The 22,614-nt window shown below is 71.8% G+C and carries 20 protein-coding genes; 6 read left to right on the top strand and 14 right to left on the bottom strand.

Annotated features, from left to right (window positions below; genetic code table 11):
• Positions 1-68 precede the first annotated feature (68 nt).
• The 4 genes from ACIRG9_RS27470 to ACIRG9_RS27455 all read right to left on the bottom strand — a co-directional run bounded on the left by ACIRG9_RS27470 (position 69) and on the right by ACIRG9_RS27455 (position 4,391).
• Positions 69-1,100: a methyltransferase gene (locus ACIRG9_RS27470; protein WP_402861882.1), complete on the bottom strand. Its 1,032-nt coding sequence runs from the start codon at positions 1,098-1,100 to the stop codon at positions 69-71.
• Positions 1,097-2,275 (bottom strand): aminotransferase class V-fold PLP-dependent enzyme, encoded by a 1,179-nt coding sequence (locus ACIRG9_RS27465; protein WP_402861879.1) that lies wholly within the window; start codon positions 2,273-2,275, stop codon positions 1,097-1,099. The genes ACIRG9_RS27470 and ACIRG9_RS27465 overlap by 4 nt, the downstream gene beginning before the upstream one ends.
• Complete coding sequence (locus ACIRG9_RS27460) at positions 2,272-3,600, bottom strand: tryptophan 2,3-dioxygenase family protein (protein WP_402861876.1); 1,329 nt, start codon at positions 3,598-3,600, stop codon at positions 2,272-2,274. The genes ACIRG9_RS27465 and ACIRG9_RS27460 overlap by 4 nt, the downstream gene beginning before the upstream one ends.
• A gap of 74 nt (positions 3,601-3,674) precedes the next feature.
• Positions 3,675-4,391, bottom strand: a complete 717-nt coding sequence (locus ACIRG9_RS27455) for a tryptophan 2,3-dioxygenase family protein (RefSeq protein ID WP_402861874.1) — start codon at positions 4,389-4,391, stop codon at positions 3,675-3,677.
• 411 nt (positions 4,392-4,802) lie between these two features.
• On the opposite strand from ACIRG9_RS27455, the gene ACIRG9_RS27450 reads away from it, so the two are divergent.
• On the top strand, positions 4,803-6,614 hold the full coding sequence (locus tag ACIRG9_RS27450; RefSeq protein ID WP_402861871.1) for a RyR domain-containing protein: 1,812 nt from the start codon (positions 4,803-4,805) through the stop codon (positions 6,612-6,614).
• Positions 6,604-7,116, top strand: a complete 513-nt coding sequence (locus ACIRG9_RS27445) for a hypothetical protein (protein ID WP_402861868.1) — start codon at positions 6,604-6,606, stop codon at positions 7,114-7,116. The genes ACIRG9_RS27450 and ACIRG9_RS27445 overlap by 11 nt, the downstream gene beginning before the upstream one ends.
• 20 nt (positions 7,117-7,136) lie before the next feature.
• Here the strand turns inward: ACIRG9_RS27445 and ACIRG9_RS27440 are convergent, their stop codons facing one another.
• Positions 7,137-7,694 (bottom strand): winged helix-turn-helix domain-containing protein, encoded by a 558-nt coding sequence (locus ACIRG9_RS27440; protein WP_402861865.1) that lies wholly within the window; start codon positions 7,692-7,694, stop codon positions 7,137-7,139.
• Between the two features lie 329 nt (positions 7,695-8,023).
• Here ACIRG9_RS27440 and ACIRG9_RS27435 point away from each other — a divergent pair, with 329 nt between their 5' ends.
• Positions 8,024-12,385 carry a S8 family serine peptidase gene (locus ACIRG9_RS27435; RefSeq protein WP_402861862.1) on the top strand — a complete coding sequence of 1,454 codons (4,362 nt, stop codon included), beginning with the start codon at positions 8,024-8,026 and terminating at the stop codon, positions 12,383-12,385.
• Positions 12,386-12,495: 110 nt separating this feature from the next.
• On the opposite strand, the gene ACIRG9_RS27430 is transcribed toward ACIRG9_RS27435, so the two are convergent.
• The gene (locus tag ACIRG9_RS27430) at positions 12,496-13,002 is read right to left on the bottom strand and encodes a winged helix-turn-helix domain-containing protein (protein ID WP_402861860.1); all 507 of its coding nucleotides are present in this window, start codon (positions 13,000-13,002) and stop codon (positions 12,496-12,498) included.
• A 386-nt stretch (positions 13,003-13,388) separates the two neighbouring features.
• Between ACIRG9_RS27430 and ACIRG9_RS27425 the strand changes: the two genes are divergently transcribed.
• Positions 13,389-14,135 (top strand): hypothetical protein, encoded by a 747-nt coding sequence (locus tag ACIRG9_RS27425; protein ID WP_402861857.1) that lies wholly within the window; start codon positions 13,389-13,391, stop codon positions 14,133-14,135.
• Between the two features lie 84 nt (positions 14,136-14,219).
• Here ACIRG9_RS27425 and ACIRG9_RS27420 read toward each other — a convergent pair whose 3' ends face one another.
• From ACIRG9_RS27420 to ACIRG9_RS27410, 3 genes are all read right to left on the bottom strand, one after another.
• Entirely contained in the window at positions 14,220-15,101 is an 882-nt protein-coding gene (locus ACIRG9_RS27420; RefSeq protein ID WP_402861854.1) for a hypothetical protein, read from the bottom strand.
• The gene (locus tag ACIRG9_RS27415) at positions 15,094-15,627 is read right to left on the bottom strand and encodes a SigE family RNA polymerase sigma factor (protein WP_402862108.1); all 534 of its coding nucleotides are present in this window, start codon (positions 15,625-15,627) and stop codon (positions 15,094-15,096) included. Before ACIRG9_RS27415 ends, ACIRG9_RS27420 begins: the two co-directional genes overlap by 8 nt.
• 139 nt (positions 15,628-15,766) lie before the next feature.
• Positions 15,767-16,531: a DUF427 domain-containing protein gene (locus tag ACIRG9_RS27410; RefSeq protein WP_402861851.1), complete on the bottom strand. Its 765-nt coding sequence runs from the start codon at positions 16,529-16,531 to the stop codon at positions 15,767-15,769.
• Between the two features lie 179 nt (positions 16,532-16,710).
• On the opposite strand from ACIRG9_RS27410, the gene ACIRG9_RS27405 reads away from it, so the two are divergent.
• On the top strand, positions 16,711-17,994 hold the full coding sequence (locus tag ACIRG9_RS27405; protein ID WP_402861848.1) for a multidrug effflux MFS transporter: 1,284 nt from the start codon (positions 16,711-16,713) through the stop codon (positions 17,992-17,994).
• A 135-nt stretch (positions 17,995-18,129) separates the two neighbouring features.
• Here the strand turns inward: ACIRG9_RS27405 and ACIRG9_RS27400 are convergent, their stop codons facing one another.
• The 3 genes from ACIRG9_RS27400 to ACIRG9_RS27390 all read right to left on the bottom strand — a co-directional run bounded on the left by ACIRG9_RS27400 (position 18,130) and on the right by ACIRG9_RS27390 (position 19,744).
• Complete coding sequence (locus ACIRG9_RS27400) at positions 18,130-18,408, bottom strand: hypothetical protein (RefSeq protein ID WP_402861846.1); 279 nt, start codon at positions 18,406-18,408, stop codon at positions 18,130-18,132.
• 22 nt (positions 18,409-18,430) lie between these two features.
• Positions 18,431-18,829 carry a DUF2267 domain-containing protein gene (locus ACIRG9_RS27395; RefSeq protein ID WP_402861843.1) on the bottom strand — a complete coding sequence of 133 codons (399 nt, stop codon included), beginning with the start codon at positions 18,827-18,829 and terminating at the stop codon, positions 18,431-18,433.
• Positions 18,830-18,994: 165 nt separating this feature from the next.
• Positions 18,995-19,744, bottom strand: a complete 750-nt coding sequence (locus ACIRG9_RS27390; RefSeq protein ID WP_402861840.1) for a L,D-transpeptidase family protein — start codon at positions 19,742-19,744, stop codon at positions 18,995-18,997.
• A gap of 211 nt (positions 19,745-19,955) precedes the next feature.
• Here ACIRG9_RS27390 and ACIRG9_RS27385 point away from each other — a divergent pair, with 211 nt between their 5' ends.
• Complete coding sequence (locus ACIRG9_RS27385; RefSeq protein ID WP_402861837.1) at positions 19,956-20,708, top strand: dienelactone hydrolase family protein; 753 nt, start codon at positions 19,956-19,958, stop codon at positions 20,706-20,708.
• A 142-nt stretch (positions 20,709-20,850) separates the two neighbouring features.
• On the opposite strand, the gene ACIRG9_RS27380 is transcribed toward ACIRG9_RS27385, so the two are convergent.
• Together ACIRG9_RS27380 and ACIRG9_RS27375 are read right to left on the bottom strand one after the other, a co-directional pair.
• Positions 20,851-21,540: a hypothetical protein gene (locus ACIRG9_RS27380; RefSeq protein ID WP_402861834.1), complete on the bottom strand. Its 690-nt coding sequence runs from the start codon at positions 21,538-21,540 to the stop codon at positions 20,851-20,853.
• Between the two features lie 181 nt (positions 21,541-21,721).
• Positions 21,722-22,585 (bottom strand): MauE/DoxX family redox-associated membrane protein, encoded by an 864-nt coding sequence (locus ACIRG9_RS27375; RefSeq protein WP_402861831.1) that lies wholly within the window; start codon positions 22,583-22,585, stop codon positions 21,722-21,724.
• Positions 22,586-22,614 lie beyond the last annotated feature (29 nt).

Genomic DNA, 22,614 nt, shown 5'->3' with positions numbered 1-22,614 from the left:
GCCGCCTCCGCCGTTGACCGATCGAGCCGCCGACCGCCGACGGCGGGGTTTCGCCGTCGGCGGATTGGTCAGCGCGAGGTCTCCGGCTTGTACGCAACGATCAGCTCCCAGGCGCCGGACAGCACCGCCACCCGGTCGAAGCCGACCTCCTTGAGTAGCCCGGTGTAGAACTCGACCTCCCGCAGCCGGCTCACGCAGCTGTCCACGCCGATCAGGAAGTAGCTCCAGAAGAACTGCATGGCCAGCCGGTCCGGGGTGCGGAACTCCTCGCCGATCAGCAGCAGCCCACCCGGCTGCAACGCCGCGTACGCCTTCTCGACCAGGCGGCGGGCCACCGCGTTGGGCCAGTCGTGCAGCACCCGGACGAACGACATGGCGTCGTACCCCGCCGGCAGCGGCTCGGCGAGGAAGTCGCCGCCGACGAAGCCCAGCCGGTCCGGGTGGCCCCGGTCGACCTGGGTGGCCCGCACCAGCGGTTCCACCGCCGGCAGGTTGTAGACGTCGGCCCGCAGCCCCGGGGCGCTGTCGAGCAGGTGCGCGGCGAGCGTGCCGTCGCCGCCGCCCACGTCCAGCAGTCGCCGCCGGTCCGACCACAGCCGGTCGGCGTGCCGCCGGGTCGTTTCGATCACCGGGCCGAGCCCGACGGCCATGCTGCGTTCGAAGTCGGCGGTCTGCTCGTCGCTCTGCGGCGGCCACGCGAAGTCGTCGTCGCTCATGCTGACCTCGCCGCGCAGACTCTCGGCCAGCCGGCCGTGCAGGTGTCGCCACGGGTAGCGGTCCCGGTCCCGTTCCTGCGCGTCCGGGCCGACCACCGCCACGACCGCGTCGCGTAGTCCGGGTAGGGCCCGGTAGCTGACGGTGCCGATGTCGTCGCCGGATTCGCTGCGGGTGAGGAAGCCGAGGCTCTCCAGGCAGTCGAGGAACTTGTACAGCCGCAGTGGCCGTACCTCGAACCGGGCGGCCAGCGCGTCGAGGCGGGCCGGCCCGGGTTCCAGCGCGTCGAGCAGCCCCATGGCGAGCGCGGTCTCCAGCACGTCCATGGCCTTGGGGCCGTTGGCGAGCAGGCTCATCAGTGCCCGCGGCGACAGGGTGACGCTCATCTGCCCAGCTCCTTATCCAGCGCGTCCATGAACGCGTCGACCTCGTCGAGGGTGTTGTAGACGTGCGGGCCGACCCGCAGGTAGCCCCGCCAGCTGCAGATCATGTTCCGTTCGACCAGTCGCCGCTTGACCGCTTCCCCGTCGGCGACGTCGAGGCACACCACGCCGCCGCGTCGGTGCGGTTCGGTGGGGCTGACCACGTCGATGCCGGCCGCCGCGGCGCGGTCCAGGACGCGCTGCGTCAGGGCCAGCGAGTGCCGTCGGATGGCGTCGATGCCCACCCCCGCCAGCAGGTCCAGGCCGACCTGGGAGATCAGCGAGGTGAGCGGGTACGGCGTCCCGCCGGCGAACCGTTGCGCGCCGGGGGCCCACCCGGTGGACGGCAGGAAGGTCAGCGCCCGGTCGCCGGCCTGCCAGCCGGTCGCCGCCGGTTCCAGCTGTGCCACCAGGTCCGGCCGTACGTAGAGGAAGGCGGTGCCGACGCCACAGAGCCACTTGTGCGCGCCGCCGAGGACGACGTCGACGCCGAGCGCGGTCACGTCCAGGGGGACCACCCCGACGGTCTGGAAGGCGTCCACGACCACCAGGGCGCCGACCTCGTGGGCGCGGGCGACCAGCCGCGGCAGGTCGATGGTGGCGCCGGAGGTGAAGCTGGCGTGCGACACGCACACCAGCAGCGTCCGCTCGTCGACGCGGGCCGCCAGGGTGTCCTCGTCGAACCGTGGCCCGCCGGTGCCGACGACGTCGAGGCGGGCGCCGTAGCGGCGGAAGGCGTTCCAGATGAACGGCACGGTCGGGTATTCGAGGTCGGTGGTGACGATCCGGTCGCGCGGCGGGCGGTAGTCGAAGCAGGACGCGATCCGGGCGAGCAGGGTGCTGAGGTTCGCGTCGGTGACCACGCTGCCCGGGGGCGCGCCGAGGAGGGCCGCCACCGAGTCGGCGTACCGGTCGAGGCCGACGTGCCAGCCCTGCCAGACGTCGTCGCGCCAGGTGCGCAGCGTCTCCCAGTAGCCACCGAGCACCTGTTCGACGCCCCTCGGCACCGTGCCGGTGGAGTTGTTGTTCAGGTAGACGCGGTCGGCCAGCAGCGGGAACTCGGCGCGGAGGGCGGCGTGCGCGGCGCCGTCCAGGCACTGCGGCCGGTGGCGGTCGGGGGCCGGGTCGGGTTCGCTCACTCGGGGGAGCCTCCAGTCGGGTCGGTCGGGGACGGGCGGGGACCGTCGGGTACGGCGGTGAAGACCGGAATGGAGCGGGTTGCGGCCAGATAGGGGGTGCCCTCGGTGTAGCCGGTGCCGGGGCGGGGGCCGAGCATCCGGGTCGCCAGCCGGTGGTGCGTACGCCGCCACTGGAGCACGGCCTCGGCGAATTCCCGCATCCGCCGCTGCACCAGGTCGCGGTCCGGGCCGTCGAGCCGGCCCTCGCGCGCCGCCGCCCGGTAGGCGTCGTCCACGGACGGCCGCCCGGCCCGCACCCGGTCGCGGACCTCCGGCACCGACCGGTACGCGGCCGAGTCCAGCCGCGTCGCCTCCGGGCTGCGGCAGAGCGACTCCATGAGCTTGTAGGAACGGGACTGGATGGCGCTGGCCCCTTCGGTGTACTGGCGGAAGGTCCGGAACGACTCCGGTTGCATGGTGGCCAGCAGCGAGAAGAGCGGGCTCGCGGTGGTGAGCTGGTCCCGGGCGTACGAAAGCCGGTCGGCCGCCGCTCGCGCGTGGCCGGCGGAGAGGGCGGCGATCGTGGCGCGCAGCTCGTCGACGAGGCCCGCGAAGAGACATTCGTACGCCTGGAGCACCCGGATGAACAGGTACTCGTCGTGCGACACGTAGACCGGCAGCATGCTCAGGCGCAGGGCCAGCTCCTGTGCGGTGCCGTGGACGGGGGCGGCGCGGGCGTGCAGCGCGGCCGCCGCGGCCAGCGGTTCGCGATCGGCGGGCGGTTCGGTCAGGCCGAGGCGGGCCAGTGCGGGGGAGACCGCGCGGATCCCGAGCCGGCAGCGTTTGAGCACCAGTTCCGGTGCCGGGCGCTGTTCGGGCAGCAGGTCGGTGGCGTGTGCCGAGGCGGTCAGCTCGAACGCGAGCGCGTCGGCGACCAGGCCGACGAGGAGCCGGTCGCGTCCCCGTCGCGCACCGGCCGGGTCCACTGTCCACCCGGGGGTTTCGCCCTCCCAGGGCGGTCGGGAGTCCTGGCCGGGCGGCGTGTCGTCCGGCCAGTCGGGCAGCCCGAGCAGGCGCAGTGCCAGGTAGGTCCGGTAGTCGTAGCGGCCGTCCCACTTGTCGAGCGTGACGTCGAGGAAGTCGGCCAGCAGCCGGGTGCCGGAGCCGCGGCCGGTCGTGCTGTCGGCCCCGGTCGGGGTCAGCCGTGCCCGGGTCTCGTCGAGCAGGGCGAGGAGGTCCTTTTCGACAAAGTGTTTACCGACCCGGTGAAACCTTTCCAGCACGGCGGCGTACGGGAAACGATCGGGGTCTGACGTGCCGGACAGCCAACTCGTCAGCTCGCGCACGAACGCACCTCGTCATTTCCTTCCGGTAAATTGCGACGGCGGGGGGCTTGACAATTACGGGGCGGGGGCGGATGTCAGGGGCAGGAGGGGTGATAATTGTCACTGTCCGCCTCTGTCGTGGGATTCACCCGGGCCTGCCACAGTTCGGGGAAGAAGCGGTGCGCGGTGAGCTTGGCGAGCATGGTCACGGGGCTGCCCGGGGTGCCCGCGGGGGCGTGGCCCCCGATCCGCAGCGCGACCTGGTAGTGCCGGACCCGCCACAGCGACACCTGCTCGTCCCAGTCGAGCATCGCCTCGGCCAGCCGGTGGACCGGGTCGCTCGGTGCCGTTCCCCGCAACTTCGCCGGGGTCGTCCCCCGTGCGACGAGATGCTCGCCGAAGGCCCGGCCGAGCTGCCGGCTCGCGGCCTGGACCTGCCGCCAGCCAGGTGATTCGGCGCCGGAACCGTTGCCCAGCGCCGGCTGCATCTCCTGGAAGACGGCCGGCGCCAGATGCCGGAACATCTCGAGCTGCTCGGTGATCAGCCGTACCGCGAGGGTTGCCCGGGTCAGCAGCGCCTCGGCCGTCGCCGGATCTCCGGCATCGACCAGAGTCACCGCCTCGGCCAGTTCGGCCTGTGCCAGCTTCAGCCACAGCTCGGCGGACTGGTGCGCCACCTGAAAGAGGAGTTCGTCGCGGTGGATCATCTCCTCCGGACGTCGTTGCAGGTCGAGCAGTGTCTCCGTGCGCATGTAGCGCGCGTAGTCCGTGGCACCGTTTCCCGGCAGCACGGGGGAGTGGTCCCGCTTCACCGAATCGACTCCTTCGATATGCGTCGGCGCAGCAACAAAAAGGGGGTGCTCGCGGCGCGTGACTGCGGAATTATCCAACGACGAACGGCAATATGTCACCCCCTCCTGGAGATTCGGTCGAGGCTGAATGCAGGAAGATTTACTGACTTTCCACAATGAACTGACCGTCGTGCAGACATAGGGGCTAAATCGGGTGGCACGACCTGTCGCCGCGCCGGATCGTCGCCGGCTGTCGGCCCGGGTTCACCTGTGAAAAGAGCCGATCGGCCAGGTGCGCCGAGCGCCGTCACGATCGACTACGTCCAATACCATGAGGCCCATGGTCGCAACCTGGTGGCTGCGGCGCCGATCCCGGCGCCCCGGCGCGGTCGGCTCGTGCCACCGTGACCCCGCCGACCCGAGAGCCGCTCGATGACGCAACCCCTCGCCGGCCTCTCCCGCCCGCCCACCCGCTGGCTGGGGATCGTGTTCGGGGTCATCGGCCTGTTGTCCCTGGTGCTCGGCTACCTCGGCTTCGAACGTCTGATGCAGGCCCGACCGGAAAGCCTCCACGACCGGTACGACGTGCTCTACTACGACCTCCAACTCTTCGTCCTCGGCGCCGAACCGTTCCAGGAGGCGGGCCCCTACCCGTGGCAGTTGCAGATCGCCCGCTTCACCGCCCCGCTGTTCACCCTGCTCGCCGTGGTCGAGGCAGGCCGGCTGCTGCTGGCCGCCGAGATTCGCCGCCTGCGCGCCCGACGGGCCCGCGACCACGCCCTGGTCTGCGGCGACTCGCAGTTCGCCCAGATGCTCGCCGACCGGCTCTTCGCCGACGGTGAACGCGTCGTCGTGGTGCGCTCCGAACCGTTCGGACCACTGGAGTACCGCCAGCGCCGCTACCTCGGCGTCGTCGGCGACCCGACCAGCGCCGAGGTGCTGCGCGGCGCCGGCCTGCCGATGGCCCGCATCGTCTACGCCTGCACCGGCAACGACGACCGGAATCACGCCATCGCCAACACCGCCAGCCGGCTGATCCAGGACCGAGGGCAGCCACCCCGGGTCTACGTCCAGGTCCACGACCCCGAGATGTGCCTGTCCCTGCAGGCACGGCGGCTCGGTGCCGCCGGATCCAGCCGGCTGCGGCTGGACTACTTCCACGTCGACGACATCGCCGCCCGCGCGCTGCACCGGCACCACCCGCTGCGCCGTCCCGCGCCCGGCCGACCGCTGAAGGTCCTCATCGCCGGCACCGGCGCCTTCCGGCGCGCCCTGCTGGTGGAGACCGCCCGGCACTGGCGCGGGTGCCGGGCCGACCCGGGCGCCGGCGAGCCGGACCCACTCCTGCACGTGGACCTCGTGGCCCCCGACGCCGGCACCGAACTGGCCCTGGCCGCCGCCCGCTACCCGTTCCTGACCACCGTCTGCCGACTCTCCGCGTACGATCACGATCTCGACGAGCTCACCGGTCTGCCGCAACTGGCCGCCGGCGGCTACGACCGCATCTATCTCTGCGCCCCGGACGAGCGCAGGGGACTGCAGTTCGTACTGGACACACCCGCGCTCTGGCGCGGAGCGGAGAGCGCCGTCTTCGTGCCGGTCTACCGGCAGGCGGCGCTCGCCGCCGCCTTCCACGGCGACTCCCGCCACGACCTGCTCGACGAGGTGCACGGCAAGCTGTGCCTCTATCCGGTGCTCACCCACGCCTGCGACGCCACACTGATCGCCGAGGACCTCACGGAACGGTTGGCCCAGCAGATCCACGACCGATATCTGCGCGCCCAGCGGCGGGCCGGGGTGCGCCCCGGTGACGCGCCCGCCATGGTGGACTGGTCGAGCCTGCCCGAGTCACTGCGGCGGGCCAACCGGGCGCACGTCCAGGACATCGCCGCCAAGCTGTTGAATCTCGGCTGCGTCGTGGCACCCCGACACGGCGGCACCGGCGACGCCTCGGCCGCCGGGCAGGCCATCGACGACCGGATCGACGAGCTCGCCCGACTCGAGCACGAGCGGTGGTGTCAGGAACGGCAGGGGGAGGGCTGGACGTACGGCAAGCCGCGCGACGACGTCCGGCGGCGGCATCCCGCCCTGCGGCCCTGGCACGAGCTGACCCCCGACGTCCAGGAGCAGAACCGCGAGGAAATCCGGGCGCTGCCCGACGTGCTCTCCGACAGCGGGTTCGAGCTGATCCGGCTGGCCCGCACCGTGCCGGCCCAGCGGAGAGGACCGGCCGATGGGGCCTGACCCCGCGCCGCTGCGCGTCGGCATCACCGGGCACATCCACCTGACCCCCGCCACCGAGCGGCTCGTCGCCGACGCGCTCCGCGTCGAGCTGCGCCGGATCAGCGACCGGCCGGTGCACGGCGTGACCTGCCTGGCGGCCGGCGCCGACCAGATCTTCGCGCGCGCGGTCCTGGCCGCCGGGGGGACGTACGAGGTGATCCTGCCGGCCCCGGACTACCGTTCGATGGCGATCGGACCGAACAGCCGGGCCGCCTTCGACGAACTGCTCCAGCGGGCCACCCGGATCATCCACACCGGACACCGCCGCTCCGGCACCGCCGCCTACGTGGCCGCCAACCAGGAACTGCTCCGCCGGATTCAGCGACTCGTCGCGGTCTGGGACGGCGAACCCGGTTGCCATGCCGCGGGGACGGACCGCACCGTCGACGGGGCACGGCAGCTCGGCATTCCGACCACGATCCTCTGGCCCACCGGTGCGCGGCGAGCCTCCACCCCGGATTGACCACCCGGTGCCGCCGAGTGTCACGCGGCCCCGATCCTCGGACGCTGATGGTCGGCCAGCCGGAACCCGACACCACGTACGGCGTCGATGGTGACGCCGGTGCCCAGCTGGGCGAGCTTGCGCCGCAGTCGCTTCACCAGGGACTGTACGTCCGCCTTGCGTTGCCGCCGCTCGTCCCGCCAGACCGAGCGGTGCAGCTCGGGGTAGCTCCAGACCCGGACCGGCTCGGCGGTCAGGCAGGTCAGCAGGTCGTGCTCGAGTCGGGTGAGATCGACCTCCCGGTCGCCGCAGCGGGCGGTTGATCGAGCAGAGTCGATCAGCAGGACGTCGTCAGGTGCCGCCGCCGGTGGTGGGGCGGGCCGTGGCGCGGCCGGCGCTGTCGCGGGTTGCCGCGGCGCCGCGATCAGTTTGCGCAGCTCATCGAGGTCGGCCACCAGCAGCAGTGGCGCGACGCCGTCGAGGAGTTCCGCGAGCCGGATCCGTTCGGCCGGCGACGGCGTCACCGCGATCAACAGTGGAAAGAGCTTCTCGGCCGGAGCCGATTCGTCCGGCAGGTTACTTTCGTCGTCCTCGGCCACAGCTCCCACCCCGAAACGATGGGCAATTTCTGCCTAACTTTCTCATGACCGTGACGATAATTGTCAATCTTGCCGCGAACCAGGCAACGGTTAGTGACAAGTTGCTCACATCCCGTTCTTGATCGTCCTTTCTTCTAGATCATAGTGTCCAATCGGGCAGCCGGCGTGACCCGCACGGCGGCCCGGGGGCATGGGGGGTTCGTTCGTTCCAGCGTGATCCAGAGGATCTCCTGCACCCTTCGCCATGACTCGGTCAACTGCGGGTCGTTCTGGAGGAGGCAGCAGCGATGCTGAGACGTCCACACACGAGGCGCATAGCCAGATCTCTGGTGAGCGCAGGCGCGGCTCTGGCCCTCGCCACGACAGCTCTGGTCACCATGAGCACCGGCGCACAGGCCGAAACGGGCACCGGCGCGGCGTCCACCTCGGACAAGATCCGCCCGGATCTGACGAAGCAGCTGCAGGCCAAGGGCGAGGGCGACTTCTGGATCCACTTCAAGGACAAGGCGAACCTCGCCAAGGCCAGCGCCACCAAGGACTGGAACAAGCGAGGCACCGCGGTCGCCGAGGAGTTGCAGAAGACCGCCGCGGGAAGCCAGAGCAAGATCCGGGCCGAGCTCGACAAGGCGGGCGTGAAGTACCAGACCTTCTGGGCGACCAACGCCATCCGGGTCAGCGGCGGCTCGTCCACGATGGTGCAGAACTTCGCCACCCACGCCGAGGTCGACGGCCTGTACGCCCCGATCGAGTACAAGGTGCCCGAGGTCACCGAGGGCACCAACGAGAAGACGGTGAACGCCCTCGAGTGGGGCATCGCGAACATCAAGGCTGACCAGGTCTGGTCCCAGTACGGTGTCAAGGGCGCCGGCATCACGGTGGCGAACATCGACACCGGCGTCCAGTTCAACCACCCGGCGCTGGTGAACTCCTACCGCGGCAACAACGGCGACGGCACGTTCGACCACAACTACAACTGGTACAACGCCGCCGGGACCTGCGCCGCCGCCCCCTGTGACACCAACGGCCACGGCACCCACACCATGGGCACGATGGCCGGCTCCGACGGAGCGAACCAGATCGGCGTCGCGCCCGAGGTCAAGTGGATCGCGGCGAACGGCTGCTGCCCCACCGACGACGCGCTGATCTCCTCCGGCCAGTGGATGCTGCAGCCGCGGGACCTCAACGGCCAGAACCCGGACGCCAGCAAGCGGCCGAACATCATCAACAACTCGTGGGGAACCACGCTGCCCTCCAACGAACCGTTCATGGAGGACGTGACCAACGCGTGGGCCGCGTCGGGCATCTTCGGAGCCTGGGCCAACGGCAACAACGGCTCCGGCTGCCAGACCAGCGGCTCGCCGGGCAGCCTGACCAGCAACTACTCCGCCGGCGCGTACGACATCAACAACAACATCGCCAGCTTCTCCTCCCGCGGCGCCGGGCAGAACGGCACGATCAAGCCGAACATCTCCGCACCCGGCGTGAACGTCCGGTCGAGCATTCCGGGCAGCAGCTACGCCAGCTACAACGGCACCTCGATGGCCACCCCGCACCTGGCGGGGGCGGTCGCGCTGCTGTGGTCGGCGGCACCGGCGCTGGTCGGTGACGTCAACGCGACCCGCGCGCTGCTGAACACCACGGCGGTCGACAAGGCCGACAGCCAGTGCGGCGGCACCGCGGCGAACAACAACGTCTACGGCGAGGGCCGGCTGGACGTTCTCGCGCTGCTCGACGCGGCCCCGATCGGCGACACCGGCACCCTGGCCGGCACGGTCACCGACGCGGCCACCGGCGCCCCGATCGCGGGTGCCACCGTGGCCCTGACCGGTGGGGCCGACCGCCAGCTGACCACCGGGAGCGACGGCAAGTACTCGTCCCTCCTGCCGGCCGGTGACTACCAGGTCGCCGTCTCTGCATTCGCCTACCAGAGCAAGACGGTGCCGGCGACGGTCACCACGAACGCGACGACCACGATCAACGTCGCGCTGGCGGCGGTGCCGAGCGTCACCGTCAGTGGTTCGGTCACCGACGGCTCCGGACACGGTTGGCCGCTCTACGCGAAGGTGAGCGTCGAGGGTCCGGCCGGTGTGTCCGACTACACCACGCCCGCCGACGGCCGCTACAGCTTCAAGCTCCCGGCCGGGGCGACGTACAGCGTCAAGGTCGAGCCGCAGTACCCGGGCTACCAGACGGTGACCAAGGACGTCGTGGTCGGCTCGGGCAACGTCACCCACAACGTGGCCGTTCCGGTGGTCGCCAACTCCTGCACCGCGGCGCCCGGATACCGGTGGGGCTCCGACGGGGTGTACGAGACCTTCGACGGCACCACCGTGCCGTCCGGCTGGTCCGTGGTGGACGGGCTTGGCAACGGCCAGGTCTGGCAGTTCAACGACCCGGGCAACCGGGGCAACCTGACCGGTGGCACCGGCAACTTCGCCATCGTCGACAGTGACAAGTACGGCAGCGGCCAGCGGCAGGACACCTCCCTCGTCAGCCCGGTCGTCGACCTGACCAACGTCGCGGCGCCGGTGATCCGGTTCAACCAGGACTTCCGGCAGCTGAGCGCCAACCGCGGTGCGGTCGACCTCAGCCTCGACGGCGGTGCCACCTGGTCCAACGTCCTCCTGCAGTCGACCAGTGCCCGCGGGCCACTGGCCACCGAGGTCAAGATCCCGCAGGCGGCCGGCAACGCGCAGACCCGGGTGCGGTTCCGTTACTACGACGCCGCCTGGGCATGGTGGTGGCAGGTCGACAACGTGCTGATCGGCAGCCAGGTCACCTGCCAGCCGGTCGACGGTGGCCTGGTGCTCGGCCACGTCCAGGACAAGAACGACAACAGCTACGTCAACGGTGCGACCGTCACCAGCGACGATCGGCCGGCGGAGAAGGCCACCACGGTGGCCACCCCGGACGACACCAAGCTGCCCGACGGCTTCTTCTGGATGTTCTCGTCGCTGACCGGCTCGCACAAGTTCACCGCGAACGCCGGCAAGTACGTCGGCCAGAGCAAGCAGGTCAACGTCGCGACCGACTGGGTGACCGGCACGAGCTTCCAGCTCGCGGCCGGCCAGCTGTCGATCAAGCCGGCCGAGGTCGTCGGCACCGCGAAGATGCCCGACGGCAAGGTCAGCAAGAGCTTCACGGTGACCAACACCGGCGGGGCTCCGGTCGACGTGGAGTTCAGTGAGCGGGACGGCGGCTTCGTGCTCCAGCGGGCCGACGGTTCCCAGCTGAGCAAGCAGCAGCTGCTCGCCGCCAGCGGCGCACCGGAGCAGCGGCTCAACGTCCCGACGTCGTTCGCCGCCCAGGCGTCCGACAAGTCGTCCACGACCCCCGCCGCGGTCGGCCCGCACGCCGCGCCCTGGACGAACATCGCCAACTACCCGGCGAAGGTGATGGACAACCGGGTGGTGAACCTCGACGGCAAGGTCTACTCGATCGCCGGTGGCGACGGGACGGCCTCCTCCGCGAAGAACTACGTCTACGACCCGGTCGCCCAGAACTGGGCGCCGATCGCCGATCTTCCGGGCGCGCGTAACGCCGTGACGGTGGGCGTCGCGGACGGGAAGATCATCGTGACCGGTGGCTGGGGCGCGTCCGGGCCCGACGGCACCACCTGGACGTACGACCCGGCGGCCAACAGCTGGACGAAGAAGGCCACCAACCCGGCGGCGCGCGCCGCGGCAGGCCAGGCGGTCGCGGACAACAAGCTGTACGCCGTCGGCGGCTGCACGACGTCGTCCTGCACGCCGATGTCGAACTCCGTGGTCCGGTACGACCCGGGCAGCGACACCTGGGAGACGCTGCCCAACTACCCGAAGTCGGTGGCGTTCCTGTCCTGCGGCGGGATCGACGGTGCCGTCTACTGCACCGGCGGTAACGACGGGTCCGTGGCGCAGAAGGCCAGCTACGCCTTCGACCCGGCGGCCAACGCCTGGAAGGCCATCGCCGACGCGCCGGCCGACAACTGGGCCAGCTCGTTCGCGGTCGCGAGCGGCAAGCTCATGGTGGTCGCCGGCGTGCAGGGTGGCGCCATCACCAACGCCGGCTTCGCGTACGACCCGGCCAGCAACTCGTGGTCCAACCTGCCGAACGCCAACATCGCTCGCTATCGTGGCGGCGCGGCGTGCGGCTTCTACAAGGTCGGCGGCTCGTCGGGCAACTTCGACGCCGCGGCCGAGAGCGAGGCGCTGCCCGGGTTCGAGGGGTGCGCCGAGGCCTCGGCGGACGTCAGCTGGATGACGATCGACAAGACGTCGGCCACGCTGGCGCCGGGTCAGAAGGTCACGGTCACCGTCGCGATGACGGCGAACGTCGACCAGCCGGGTACGTTCAACGCTTCGGTCGCGATCAAGCAGAACACGCCGTACACGGTGCAGCCGGTGGCGGTGACGATGACGGCGAACCCGCCGAACACCTGGAGCAAGCTGATGGGCACGGTCACCGGGACGAGCTGCCAGGGTGCGAAGGCTCCCGTGGTCGGCGCCATCGTCCAGGTCGACTCGTGGGCGAGTTCGTACACGTTCGTCGCCGACGCGGACGGCAAGTACGCCTACTGGATGGACCGTCGGAACAACCCGCTGACGCTCATCGTCGCCAAGGACGGCTGGAAGCCCCAGACCCGTCAGACGAAGCTCGTCAACGGCACGCCGGTGGTGGAGGACTTCGCGCTCTCCCCGATCAAGTGCTGACGATCTGATCGTCAGCTGACAGATCCGGCCCGCCTGGTCATCGACCAGGCGGGCCGGACCGCGTGGTGGGGCGGATCGGCCGGGTGGGAGTGTGTCGGCGGCGTTGACGGTCAGGCGGTGGCCAGGCGGAAGCCGACCCCACGGACCGCGTGGATGGTCGGCGTGGCGTCCAGCCGGGCGAGCTTGCGCCGTACCCGGCGCACTACCGAGTGCATGTCGGAGCCGCGGCCCAGGTGTCGGTTGCCCCACACCGTCAGGTGCAGCTCCTCGTAGGTCCACACCTGGCCGGGCGTGCCGACCAGGCAGCGCAGGAAGTCGTGCTCCAACGGGGTCAGTTCGATCTCACGGTCCAGCCAGCGCAGCATTCGACGGTCGGAGTCGACGCTCAGTCCGGGCGGTGTGCCGGCGCCCGCCACGGCCGCGGGGATCGCGGCCTCGACGGGTGGTGCCGCGGTGGCGCGGGGCGCCCCGGGCACGCCGAGGAACTCCCGGGCCTGGTCGACGCTCGACACGATCAGGAAGGCCGCTGTTCCGGCGAGCAGTTGTGCGAGTCGTTTGCGTTCGTCCGGCGAGGATGCGATGCCGATGATCAGGGATGCGGTCGGAATTCCGCTCATTCTCCGCCCTCTTCCGGTTCCGCCTGTTCCAGGGGCATTTCACCGCGGCGTCGAGCACCTGGCCAACTGGCGCTGGTCAGGTCGAAGCTGGGGCAGGCGGCTGTGAATGGCCAGCATGTGGCTGGTCCGGTGCGGACCAGCCTGAAACCGAATTTCCCGTCTACTCGGATTGTTCGGACGTGCGGCCTTTGGTGGAGTCGCCGGTTCAAGTCGTTGTGAGGCATTTCTTCCGGTGGTCACCCGACCGCTTCTTTAATTGGTATAGTATTATACATCGATGTAATGGGCAGATCAAGATTTGGTCGTTACAAGCCCGAATAGGCCGTGTTTTCGTCCGTTTGTCGTGGACAGCGTTGGCCACCGGCCGTACCGGGTACCCGGGGCGAATGGCCGAGCTGCTCGAGGACGGGGACATCTACTTCCTCTACCGCCCACGGGTCGAGGAGGAGCACGTCGACTCGCTGGCGGAGGTTCAGCGGCTGCTGGTCGTGATGCACCCGCGGCACGGGCGGCACCTACGGCTGCTGGTGGTCGGACGCAAACGGTTGCCCGGCATCGAGGAACACGACCGCTTCTGGGCATTCGTCGACGAGGTGGTGGACCGGCCCCAGCAACTGCACGAGGCCCTGCGGGCGCGCAGCTACCGGACGAGGACCCGCGACAGACGCGAGCAGCCGCCGGCCCGGCCCGCGGCGGAGGGCGCGTACGTGATCGCGCGCCACGACGACCACACCCACCTCGCGTACGAGCTCGAACTCCCGCCGCGTCTCGGCGCGGCGCAGCACGACCTCAGCATCGAGTCGGAGGCGAGCTACATCGTCACGGTGAAGAACCCGCAGGCGCCCTCTCCGCCCGGCGTCGGCCTACGCGGGCCCCGGAAGGTCCGGCTGCCCGCCGCGCTGCAGGCGGCGTTCCACGGGCGCCGGTTCGCCCCGCTCGACCCACCCGACTTCCTCGACCAGCCGGGAACCGAGCTGGTGCTGATCGGAGCGGCCCACGACGCCTCGGCGGAGTTGGGAATCGACCTGGACTCGGAGGTGGAGCGGGCGGCGCGGAGCACGGTCTTCGGGGACCTGCGGATCGGGCGCCGGGAGCGCCCGGTCGCCCCGCTGTTCACCGGTGAATGGGCCTGACCGCCCGCGGCGCACCCGCACCGCCCCCGTCCCACCGCCGCGAGCACCGCCCCCGGCCGTGGCCGTGGCCCGTCCCGACGTGGCTCACCCCAGCCGGGCCGCCGCCAGTTCGGCCAGGCCGCGCACCCGGTCGGGCTCCGGCGGATACGCCCGGACCGTGGTCACCACGTCCCCGACCCGCACCACGGCGATGTAGCCGACGTGCTCGGCCGAACTCGGCCGTAGCTGCACCACGTCCTGCTGGACGAGCAGGGACTCGTCGCCGGCGAAGCCGGTGTCCACGACGGCGAACCGCTCCACGGTCGGCGTCGCCGAGGTGGGCTTCGCCTGCCCGCACCGGTCGATGACGGCGCGGACATCGGTCAGGTTGTCATGGCCCCAGCCGGCGGTGTACCGCTCGACGATCTGCGACACGCTGGTGCCGCCACCGGATGCGCCGCCCGTTCGGTAGGCGACCGTCTCCAGGGCTTCCTGTCGTGCCAGCGAGGTGAACGAACGGGACCGGTACGCCGGGCACAGACCATCCCAGAATCCCCAGTACCAGCGGTCCGGGTTCTCCATCTGTTCCGCCTCGAAGCGCCGCCAGTCGCCGGGACCGAGGTCCTGTGTCTGGAGCAGCGGGTCGGCGGACGCCGACGCGGACGGGCCGGCCGGTGCCGAGGACATGGCGGTGGCCGCGGCCGACGCGGTCGGGACGGTCGACGTGGTCGGAACGGTCGACGTCGTCGGAACGGTCGACCCCGCCGATCCGTCCGGGGCGGAGAGGAGGCCGGGTCGTTGCCCGGCCAGGCCCGCGCCCAGCATTCCGGCGACCGCCGCGACGGTGAGCACGCCGGCGCCCGCCGCGAGAACCTGGCGGTGGCTCCGTTGCCGGCCGCGCCGGCGGACCTGGTCGGCCGGCGCGAAGGTGGCCGGCGGGGGTGTCCCACGCAACGTGGTGAACAGCGCGTCGAGCTCGTCAGACATGGCTCGTCTCCTCCAGGTCTACGCCGAGCAGGCCGGCGAGCGCGCGCCGACCGCGTGCCAGCCGGGCCTTGACCGTGCCCTCGGGCGTGCCCGTCTCCCGGGCGACCTCGGCCACCGGCAGGTCGCAGAGGTGATGCAGCACGATGGCGGTCCGTTGCTCGACCGGCAGGCGGGCGAGCGCGGTGAGGAGCGCGACACGGTTCGCGTCGGGACCGGGTATTTCTCCTGGCGGGCCGGACCGGCGGTGGGCGATCAGCCGGTTGCGGGCCCGCCGCCACCGGCTCACCGCGATCCGCCGGGCCACGGTACGTACCCACGCCTCGGGCGCCTCGTACGTGGTCACCGTCGACCACCGCTGCCACGCCCGGGCGTAGGCCTCGTGCAGCACGTCCTGCGCCTCGGCGGGATCACCGGTCAGGGCGTGGAGGAACTCGAAGAGCCGCTGCCGGGTGGCCCGGTAGAAGGCGTCGAAGGACGTCGCCTCGTCGTTGCCCGCTGAGGGCGAGGCGACGTCGGCGTACGGCATGTTGGCAACCCCCGGTGGCATCTCGTCGAGCCGAACTGGCGGCCACGTCCGGCCTGACATGCTAGAAGATGTCCGGTTGGGGCCGTTCGGCCGGGCCTCCCTGCGCCACCGCGACGCCGGCCCGACCGGCCGCGTCCGCTCAGGAGAAGTGGGTACGCGGCCGATCCAGCCGTTCCCCGTCCACGATCAGGTCGACCTTCTCGTTGTAGAAGGCGACCAGCCCGGCGATCGGCAGCAGTGCCGCGGTGGGGAAGCTGTACGACCAGGCCAGGTCCGGGTGCACCGGGCCGTCGACGCGTACCGACCAGTAGTTGCTGGTCCGGCCCTTGTACGGGCAGGCGCTCCTGGTGTCCGACGGCACCAGGTGCCGGAGCTCCAGGTCGGTGCGGTCGAGGTAGTAGCGGGTCGGCAGGCCGGTCTCGAAGACCAGCACCGGCGACGTCGACTCGGCCAGCACCGTCCCGTGCAGCTCCACCCGGACCCCGCGCGAGGACCGCAGCGCGTCCACCCGGGCGTACGGGTTCCGGGGATGGACGAACACCTCCTCGTCCTCCTCGAACCAGCCGTCCAGCGCGGCCCAGTCGAACCGGATCGTGTCCGCCAGCCCGGGCAGCGCGTCGTCTCCGTACCACCGCGCGCAGCCGGCACGGGTGGTGTCGCCGACCCGCAGCCCGTGCAGCCGGGCGGTGCCGCGCTGCGACGGCTCCGTACGCTGCTCGTCGAGCAGCAGGGCACGATCCACGTCCGCGCTCGGGACGTAGTACTGCGGGTAGTACGGCCATTCCCACACGTACCGGGCCCGCATGGTGTCCAGCACCGGCTCGGCGGCGAGGAACGCGCGGACCCGGCGGGGCACCGGCTCGACGTGGTCGACGGGGGTGATCGCCTTCGGATAATCCGGCACCAGGTCCTCCACTGCTGGCTCGCGTCGCTACCGATTCCACGATCGGCGCACTTGAGCGTTCGCGCAGGATGTGACCTGAGGCACCATCCTTCCGAGCGGGAATGAGAACGGTCATCCGATGATTTGGTGGCTGGTGTGACTGCCGCACACTTCTCCGTCCGGCTCCGGGCGGACGCCCCATGACCGCGACCGTCGACACGATCGAGCAATCCACTCCGGCCCCGCTCGCCGGTGACCTGATGAGCACCCGGCAACGGCTGCGCCTCGTCCTCGTCCTCGGCTCGCTGATCGCCATCGGGCCGCTGACCATCGACATGTACCTGCCGGCCCTCCCGGCCATCACCACCGACCTGCACACCACCTCGGCGTCCGTCCAGCTGACCCTGACCGGCACCCTCGCCGGCCTGGCCATCGGGCAGTTGCTGATCGGGCCGCTGTCCGACGCGGTGGGCCGACGCAAGCCGCTGCTCGCCGGCATCGGCCTGCACATCGTCGCCTCCGTGCTCTGCGCGCTCGCGCCGAACATCGGGGCGGTCGGTGCCCTGCGCGTACTGCAGGGACTCGGTGTCGCGGCCACCTCCGTGGTGGCGACGGCGGTCGTCCGCGACCTGTTCAGCGGCTCCGCCTTCGCGAAGCTCTTCTCCCGGCTGATGCTGGTGATGGGTGTGGCCCCGATCCTGGCCCCCACTCTCGGCAGCGGGCTGCTGCGCTGGTCGGACTGGCGGGGCGTCTTCGTCGCCCTCGCCGTCTTCGGCGTCCTGCTCGCCGTCGTCGCCACCGTCGGGCTTCCGGAAACCCTGCCGCCCCAGCAGCGCCGCCGCGGCGGTGTGGCCGCCACCGGGCGGGACTACGCCACCCTGCTGCGCGACCGGACCTTCGTCGGCCTGGTGCTGGTCACCGGGCTCGCCATGGCGGCGCTCTTCGCGTACGTCGCCGGGTCGTCGTTCGTCTTCCAGCAGCAGTACGGGCTCGACGAGCAGCAGTTCGGGATCGCCTTCGGCGCCGGCGCCGTCGGGCTGATCACCGCCACCCAGCTCAACGTGCGGCTGCTGCGCCGGTACACGCCGCAGCGGATCCTCGTCGCCGCGCTTGCCATGGGCACCGCGGCCGGACTGGTGCTGGTCGTCGTCGCCGCCACCGGGTTCGGTGGACTCCCCGCCATCCTGGCCCCGCTGTGGGTGGTGCTCGCCGCGGCCGGGCTGGCCATGCCGAACGCACCCGCCCTGGCGCTGTCCCGGCACGGCGAGGCGGCGGGCACCGCGGCGGCGCTGCTCGGGGCGGTGCAGTTCGGCATCGGGGCCCTGTCCGCGCCGCTGGTCGGTGCGCTCGGCACCGGAAGCGTGGCGATGGCCGCGGTGATCGCCGGCGGCATGATCACGGCGACCGCCGTCCTGCTGGCCGTCGTCCGGCCCGCGCGACTCGCCGCGATCGAGCCGGACGCGGTCGCCGTGGCCACACACTGATCCGGGCCGCACCGGCCCGCCGTCCACCATCTCGGGCGGCGGGCCGTCGGCGGCGAGACAGCCGGCCGGGTCGGCCTGGACGCGTACCCGCTTCGCCGCGCGGTGTCCGCCGACCGCCCGACCCTCCGGGCCCGCTCAGCCCCGGCGATCCTCGTCCGGCACAGGTATCTCCTGGTTCTGCTCCTGCGCGTCGGCGTCGGTGACGTCGCCGCGTACCGAGCTGGCCAGGTCGGCCTGGTCGCTCGGCGGCACCAGGACGCCCTGCTCCGCCAGGTCGGCCTCCGACGCCTCCGGCACCGCGTCCGAGACCCGGTCCGGCGGGCCGACCACCGTCTCGTCCTGCCGCTGCTCCTGCGCGTCGGCCTCCGGCGGTTGACGCAGCGGATCGGCCTGCTCGCCCCGATCGGTGCTCACCATGATCTCCCGACGGCCGCGCTCAGCGCGTACGTTCCACGAAGGGGGCGGTCAGGTCGGCGACGTCACCGTACTCCGCCGGGAGCTGCGCGACGACATCGTCGTACGCGTCCGGCGGCAGGGCCTCGCGGAGGACGTCGAACACCGCGGTCACCGCGTCCTTCGCCTGCGTCACGTCGACGTCGGCCCGCCCGCTGACCCGCTCGACGAACACGTCGAGTCCGAACCGCTCGGCGGTCTCACCGGAGGCGAAAGCGTACGGCCGCAGACCCCGCGGGAGTTGGCCGGCCAGGTCCCGTGCCTCGCCGCCGTCGATCCGCTCTGCCAGGGTGGTCAGCGTGGCGCGGACGAGGGCGGTCGCCTGCTCCGACGACGTCCCCGTCCGCTTCGCCACCAGGCCGATGAACTGATTGTCGTCCATCTGCAAGGCCCTTCTCTCGGCTGGATGCCCCGCTTTCCCCGCCAGCACCGCCTCAAACGGCACGGCCGGCGCGGCGCGACCATCGGGCCGGATCGACATCCCGGTGGAGCCACGGACGACGGCGGCCCCCGGGATCACCCCCGGGGGCCGCCGGCCGGACGATCGTCAGCGGTAGATGTGCACCGGGGTGCCGACCTTGAGGGTCGACCAGAGCCGGTTCATCGCCGGCACGGGCACCCGCACGCACCCGTGGCTGGCCGGATACGCCGGCACCGAGTTGGCGCCGTGCACCGCGTAGCCGTTGTAGAAGTAGTACGGCCGCCACAGCAGGCCGAGGTTGCTCTGCCGCCAGCCGTCGATGCGTCGCTGCATCGTGTAGTTGCCGGTCGGGGTCGGCGTGCTGGCCTTGCCGCTGGACGCGTCCAGGATGCGCACCACCGAACCGCCGCGGGCCAGGTACAGCACCTGCTTGCTCAGGTTGGCCTCCAGCGAATAGCCGGAGTGGGTGTACTTCGGCTTGGGGACGACCGGACGGTCGAGCGCCGACCAGGTGCGCGGCCCCACGATGCCGTCGCGGGCGAGACCGTTCACCTTCTGGAAGGCGACGACCGCGTGGAACGTCGACGGTCCGAAGGCGCCGTCGACGGTTCCCACGTCGTAGTGCAACGCGGTGAGGCGGCGCTGCAGGGTGGTCACCGCCGCGCCCTTGGTGCCCTGGCGCAGGACCGGCCGGCTGCTGGTGGCGGCAACCGTCACGAGGGCGGCGCTGGTGGCGACAGGTGCGCTGGTGGCCGCCCCCGCCGCCGACGCCGGGCCGACGGGGACGGCCAGGCCGGCGGCCACCAGGAGGGCCGTCCCGAGGGCGGCCCGCGAGGCGGGATGGCGGATCGTGCTGGGTGGGGTGAGGGGAAACACTGTTCCTCCCTTTCGTACTCCTGCGTTGACGGTGGTGCGTGGAGACGGGAGCAGTGTCCCGTCCAGAGTCAATTGTGGATGTATCGCCGGATCGGGCGACAGGGGGGAGAGGTCACGATTGACGCGCGCCGAAGCCACTGGTTCGACGGGCCGGGGTCCGGTGGCGCGAGTACCGTGCACGGCGGAACGATCAGCGCTAGGAGGTCCCGCAGTGCAGACGACGACCGTGGACGTGCCGACCGACGACGGCGTGGCCGACGCGTACCTTGTCCGGCCGGACGGGGACGGCCCCTTCCCGGCCGTCCTGACCTTCACCGACGCGTTCGGGTTGCGCCCGGCCGTCGCGCGGATGGCCGAGAAGATCGCCGCGCGCGGCTACGTCGTGCTGGTGCCGAATCTCTTCTACCGGTCCGGCCGCGCGCCGCTGATCGACCTGGCCCTGCTCGGAGACGCGAACCGGCGCGGGGAGCTGATCGAGCAGCTCCGCCCGATGATGCAGGCGCTGACCCCGGAGGTGGTGGCCCGGGATACCGGCGCCTACCTGGACTTCCTTGCCGGGCAGCCGGGCGTCGCCCCCGGTTCGGCGGCGATCGTCGGTTACTGCATGGGCGGTACGAACGCGCTGCGGGCCGTCGCGGCGTACCCGGACCGGATCTCCGCGGCGGCCGCCTTCCACGCGGGGCGGGTGGTCACCGACGCCCCGGACAGCCCGCACCTGGCCCTCGGCTCGGTCACCGGCGAGCTGTACTTCGGCCACGCCGACCAGGACCCGTCGATGACCGCCGCGCAGATCGCCACGCTGGAGAAGACCCTGCACGCGGCCGACGTCAGCTACCGCTCGGAGGTCTACACCGGGGCTCCGCACGGCTACACCCAGTCCGACACCCCGATGTACGACGAGCCGGCCACCGAGCGGCACTGGTCCGCCCTGTTCGCCCTGCTCGACCGGACGTTCCGCGGCTGACCTCCCGTTCGCCGGGCGGGCGTGGCCGGCCGCCCGGTCCGGGTCCCGACACGGCCCTGGCGCAGGTTCGGTGGCAGACCACCGACCGGAAACTGGCCCCTGTCCCGGTCCTCCCGGCCGGGCTACCGTCGCGCCAGCCCGCTCAGGAGAGGCGATCGACGGTGGCGGGGACCAGCCCCTGGCCGCGCGCCAGGCCGGTGAGCCGGCGCAGCATCCGTCGCAAGGCGTCTCCCGCCGCCGGCTCCGACATCACGTCGATACACCAGGCGCCGCCGACGCGTCGTAGGTCCCAGCGAAGGTTCGTGTCGTCGACCCGCAGCCGCCCGGTGCCGACCACCCCCGGTCGCGCCCCGGTCGTGCTTGGGCCCTCGGCCAGCCGCAGCGCCGCACTCAGGCCGGCCAACCGGCCATCGTCCAGCTCGCCGGCGAACAGCACCCGGTGCACATCCGGGCCGGTTCCCAGCCGCAGCGGTGCCCCGGACGACAGCGGCAGGTCGTCGTGGAACTGGTCGCGCAGCGCCTCTTCGGCGGGCAGTGTGCCGCCGCCGAGCCGGTGGTAGGTCGCCGCCGCGGTGGCGCGGTCGACGGCCGTCAGGCGGGCGCGGAGTCGCCGGTCCGCGCGGACCGACCGGGCGAACGCGGCGGAGCTCCACCAGCCGCCGGCGGCCGGCGTCCAGCCAGCGCTGCGGAGCAGGGGCGCGGAAAGGTCGTCGGCCAGGACGAACTCCTCGACCACGAGCCCTGCCGCATGGCCGTCACCCGTCCCGCCGTGCAGCAGGTAGTAGTCGAGCGCGGCGGTGTCCGTGCGCAGCATCGGGGTCTCGGTGGTCACTCCGGGACCGTACCGCCGCCGCCGGCCGCGGGCACGGATCTCGGCACGCGGCGCGCACCCGGCCGCAGCGCACACCTGACCGCGGCGCGGAGCCGGTGGGCGCCGTTCGGGCCGGACGGGACCCGGTGGTCCCGCCCGGCCCGGGTGCCGATCCCGCCGGCACCGAGTCGTCCCGCCGCCTTCAGGCGGGTGCGACGGCGAGTCGGGGCCCGGCGGGCGGCGCGCCGGCGAGGCTCAGCACGGTCTGCCCGCTGGCGTCGTCGACCACGGCGACCCGTACCGCGTCGGGCTCCCGGTCGGCCAGTGGCACGGCGAACACCGCGGTCACCGGGCGGCCCTGGTAGCGGGCGGCGTGCCCGACGAAGCGCCAGTCGCCGTCGTCCCAGTGCTCCCGGACGTCCGAACGGAGCAGCGGCGCGATCCGCCGGTAGACGTCGCTGAGCTGGAGCTGTTGCACCGTGGCGAGCAGCGGTACGCCGGACCCGCCGCGCAGCGGGTGGGTCAACCGGGCCCGCAGCCGGCGTAGCGGCAGCAGCCAGGCGGCGTCCAGCTCGGGCGAGAGCGCCACCACCGCCGCCAGTTCGGCGACCAGCATCGCGGTCCCGGCCAGCGGTCGCTCGGACAGCGCGCCCGGCCAGCCGGCGGGGGCCACGGCGGCAAGTGCGCCCGCCGCCACCAGCAGCGCGGCCCGGCCCAGGCTGCGGCCGGAGACCGGTGCCGAACGGGCGCTCAAACAGCCGCACGAGGAGGTGGGCGCGGCCTGGCGGGCGTACGCCAGATAGCCGAGGAAACCGACGGCCAGCACGGTCGCCGCGATCGCCTCCAGCCGCAGTACGGGCGGCAGCAGGAGCAGCGCGCCGAGGGTCAGCTCGACGCCGCCGAGCAGCCGGTACGCGGGCAGCGCCCGCCGCTGGCCGAGCAGCCGGACGAGTGCCGACCGGTTGGCGGCCGCGGCGGCGTGCCGGCTGAACAGCTTGACGCGCGAGGACCAGATCAGCACCGCACCGACGACCAGCGGTTGCAGCGCCGCGATCAGCTCGATCATTCTTCTCCAATCGGGTGGTCCGGCCGGCG

Source organism: Micromonospora sp. NPDC093277 (genome assembly GCF_044765245.1).
GTDB lineage: Bacteria > Actinomycetota > Actinomycetes > Mycobacteriales > Micromonosporaceae > Micromonospora.
The sequence above is the reverse complement of the archived record's forward strand: the minus strand, read 5'-3'. Positions and strand labels throughout refer to the sequence as shown.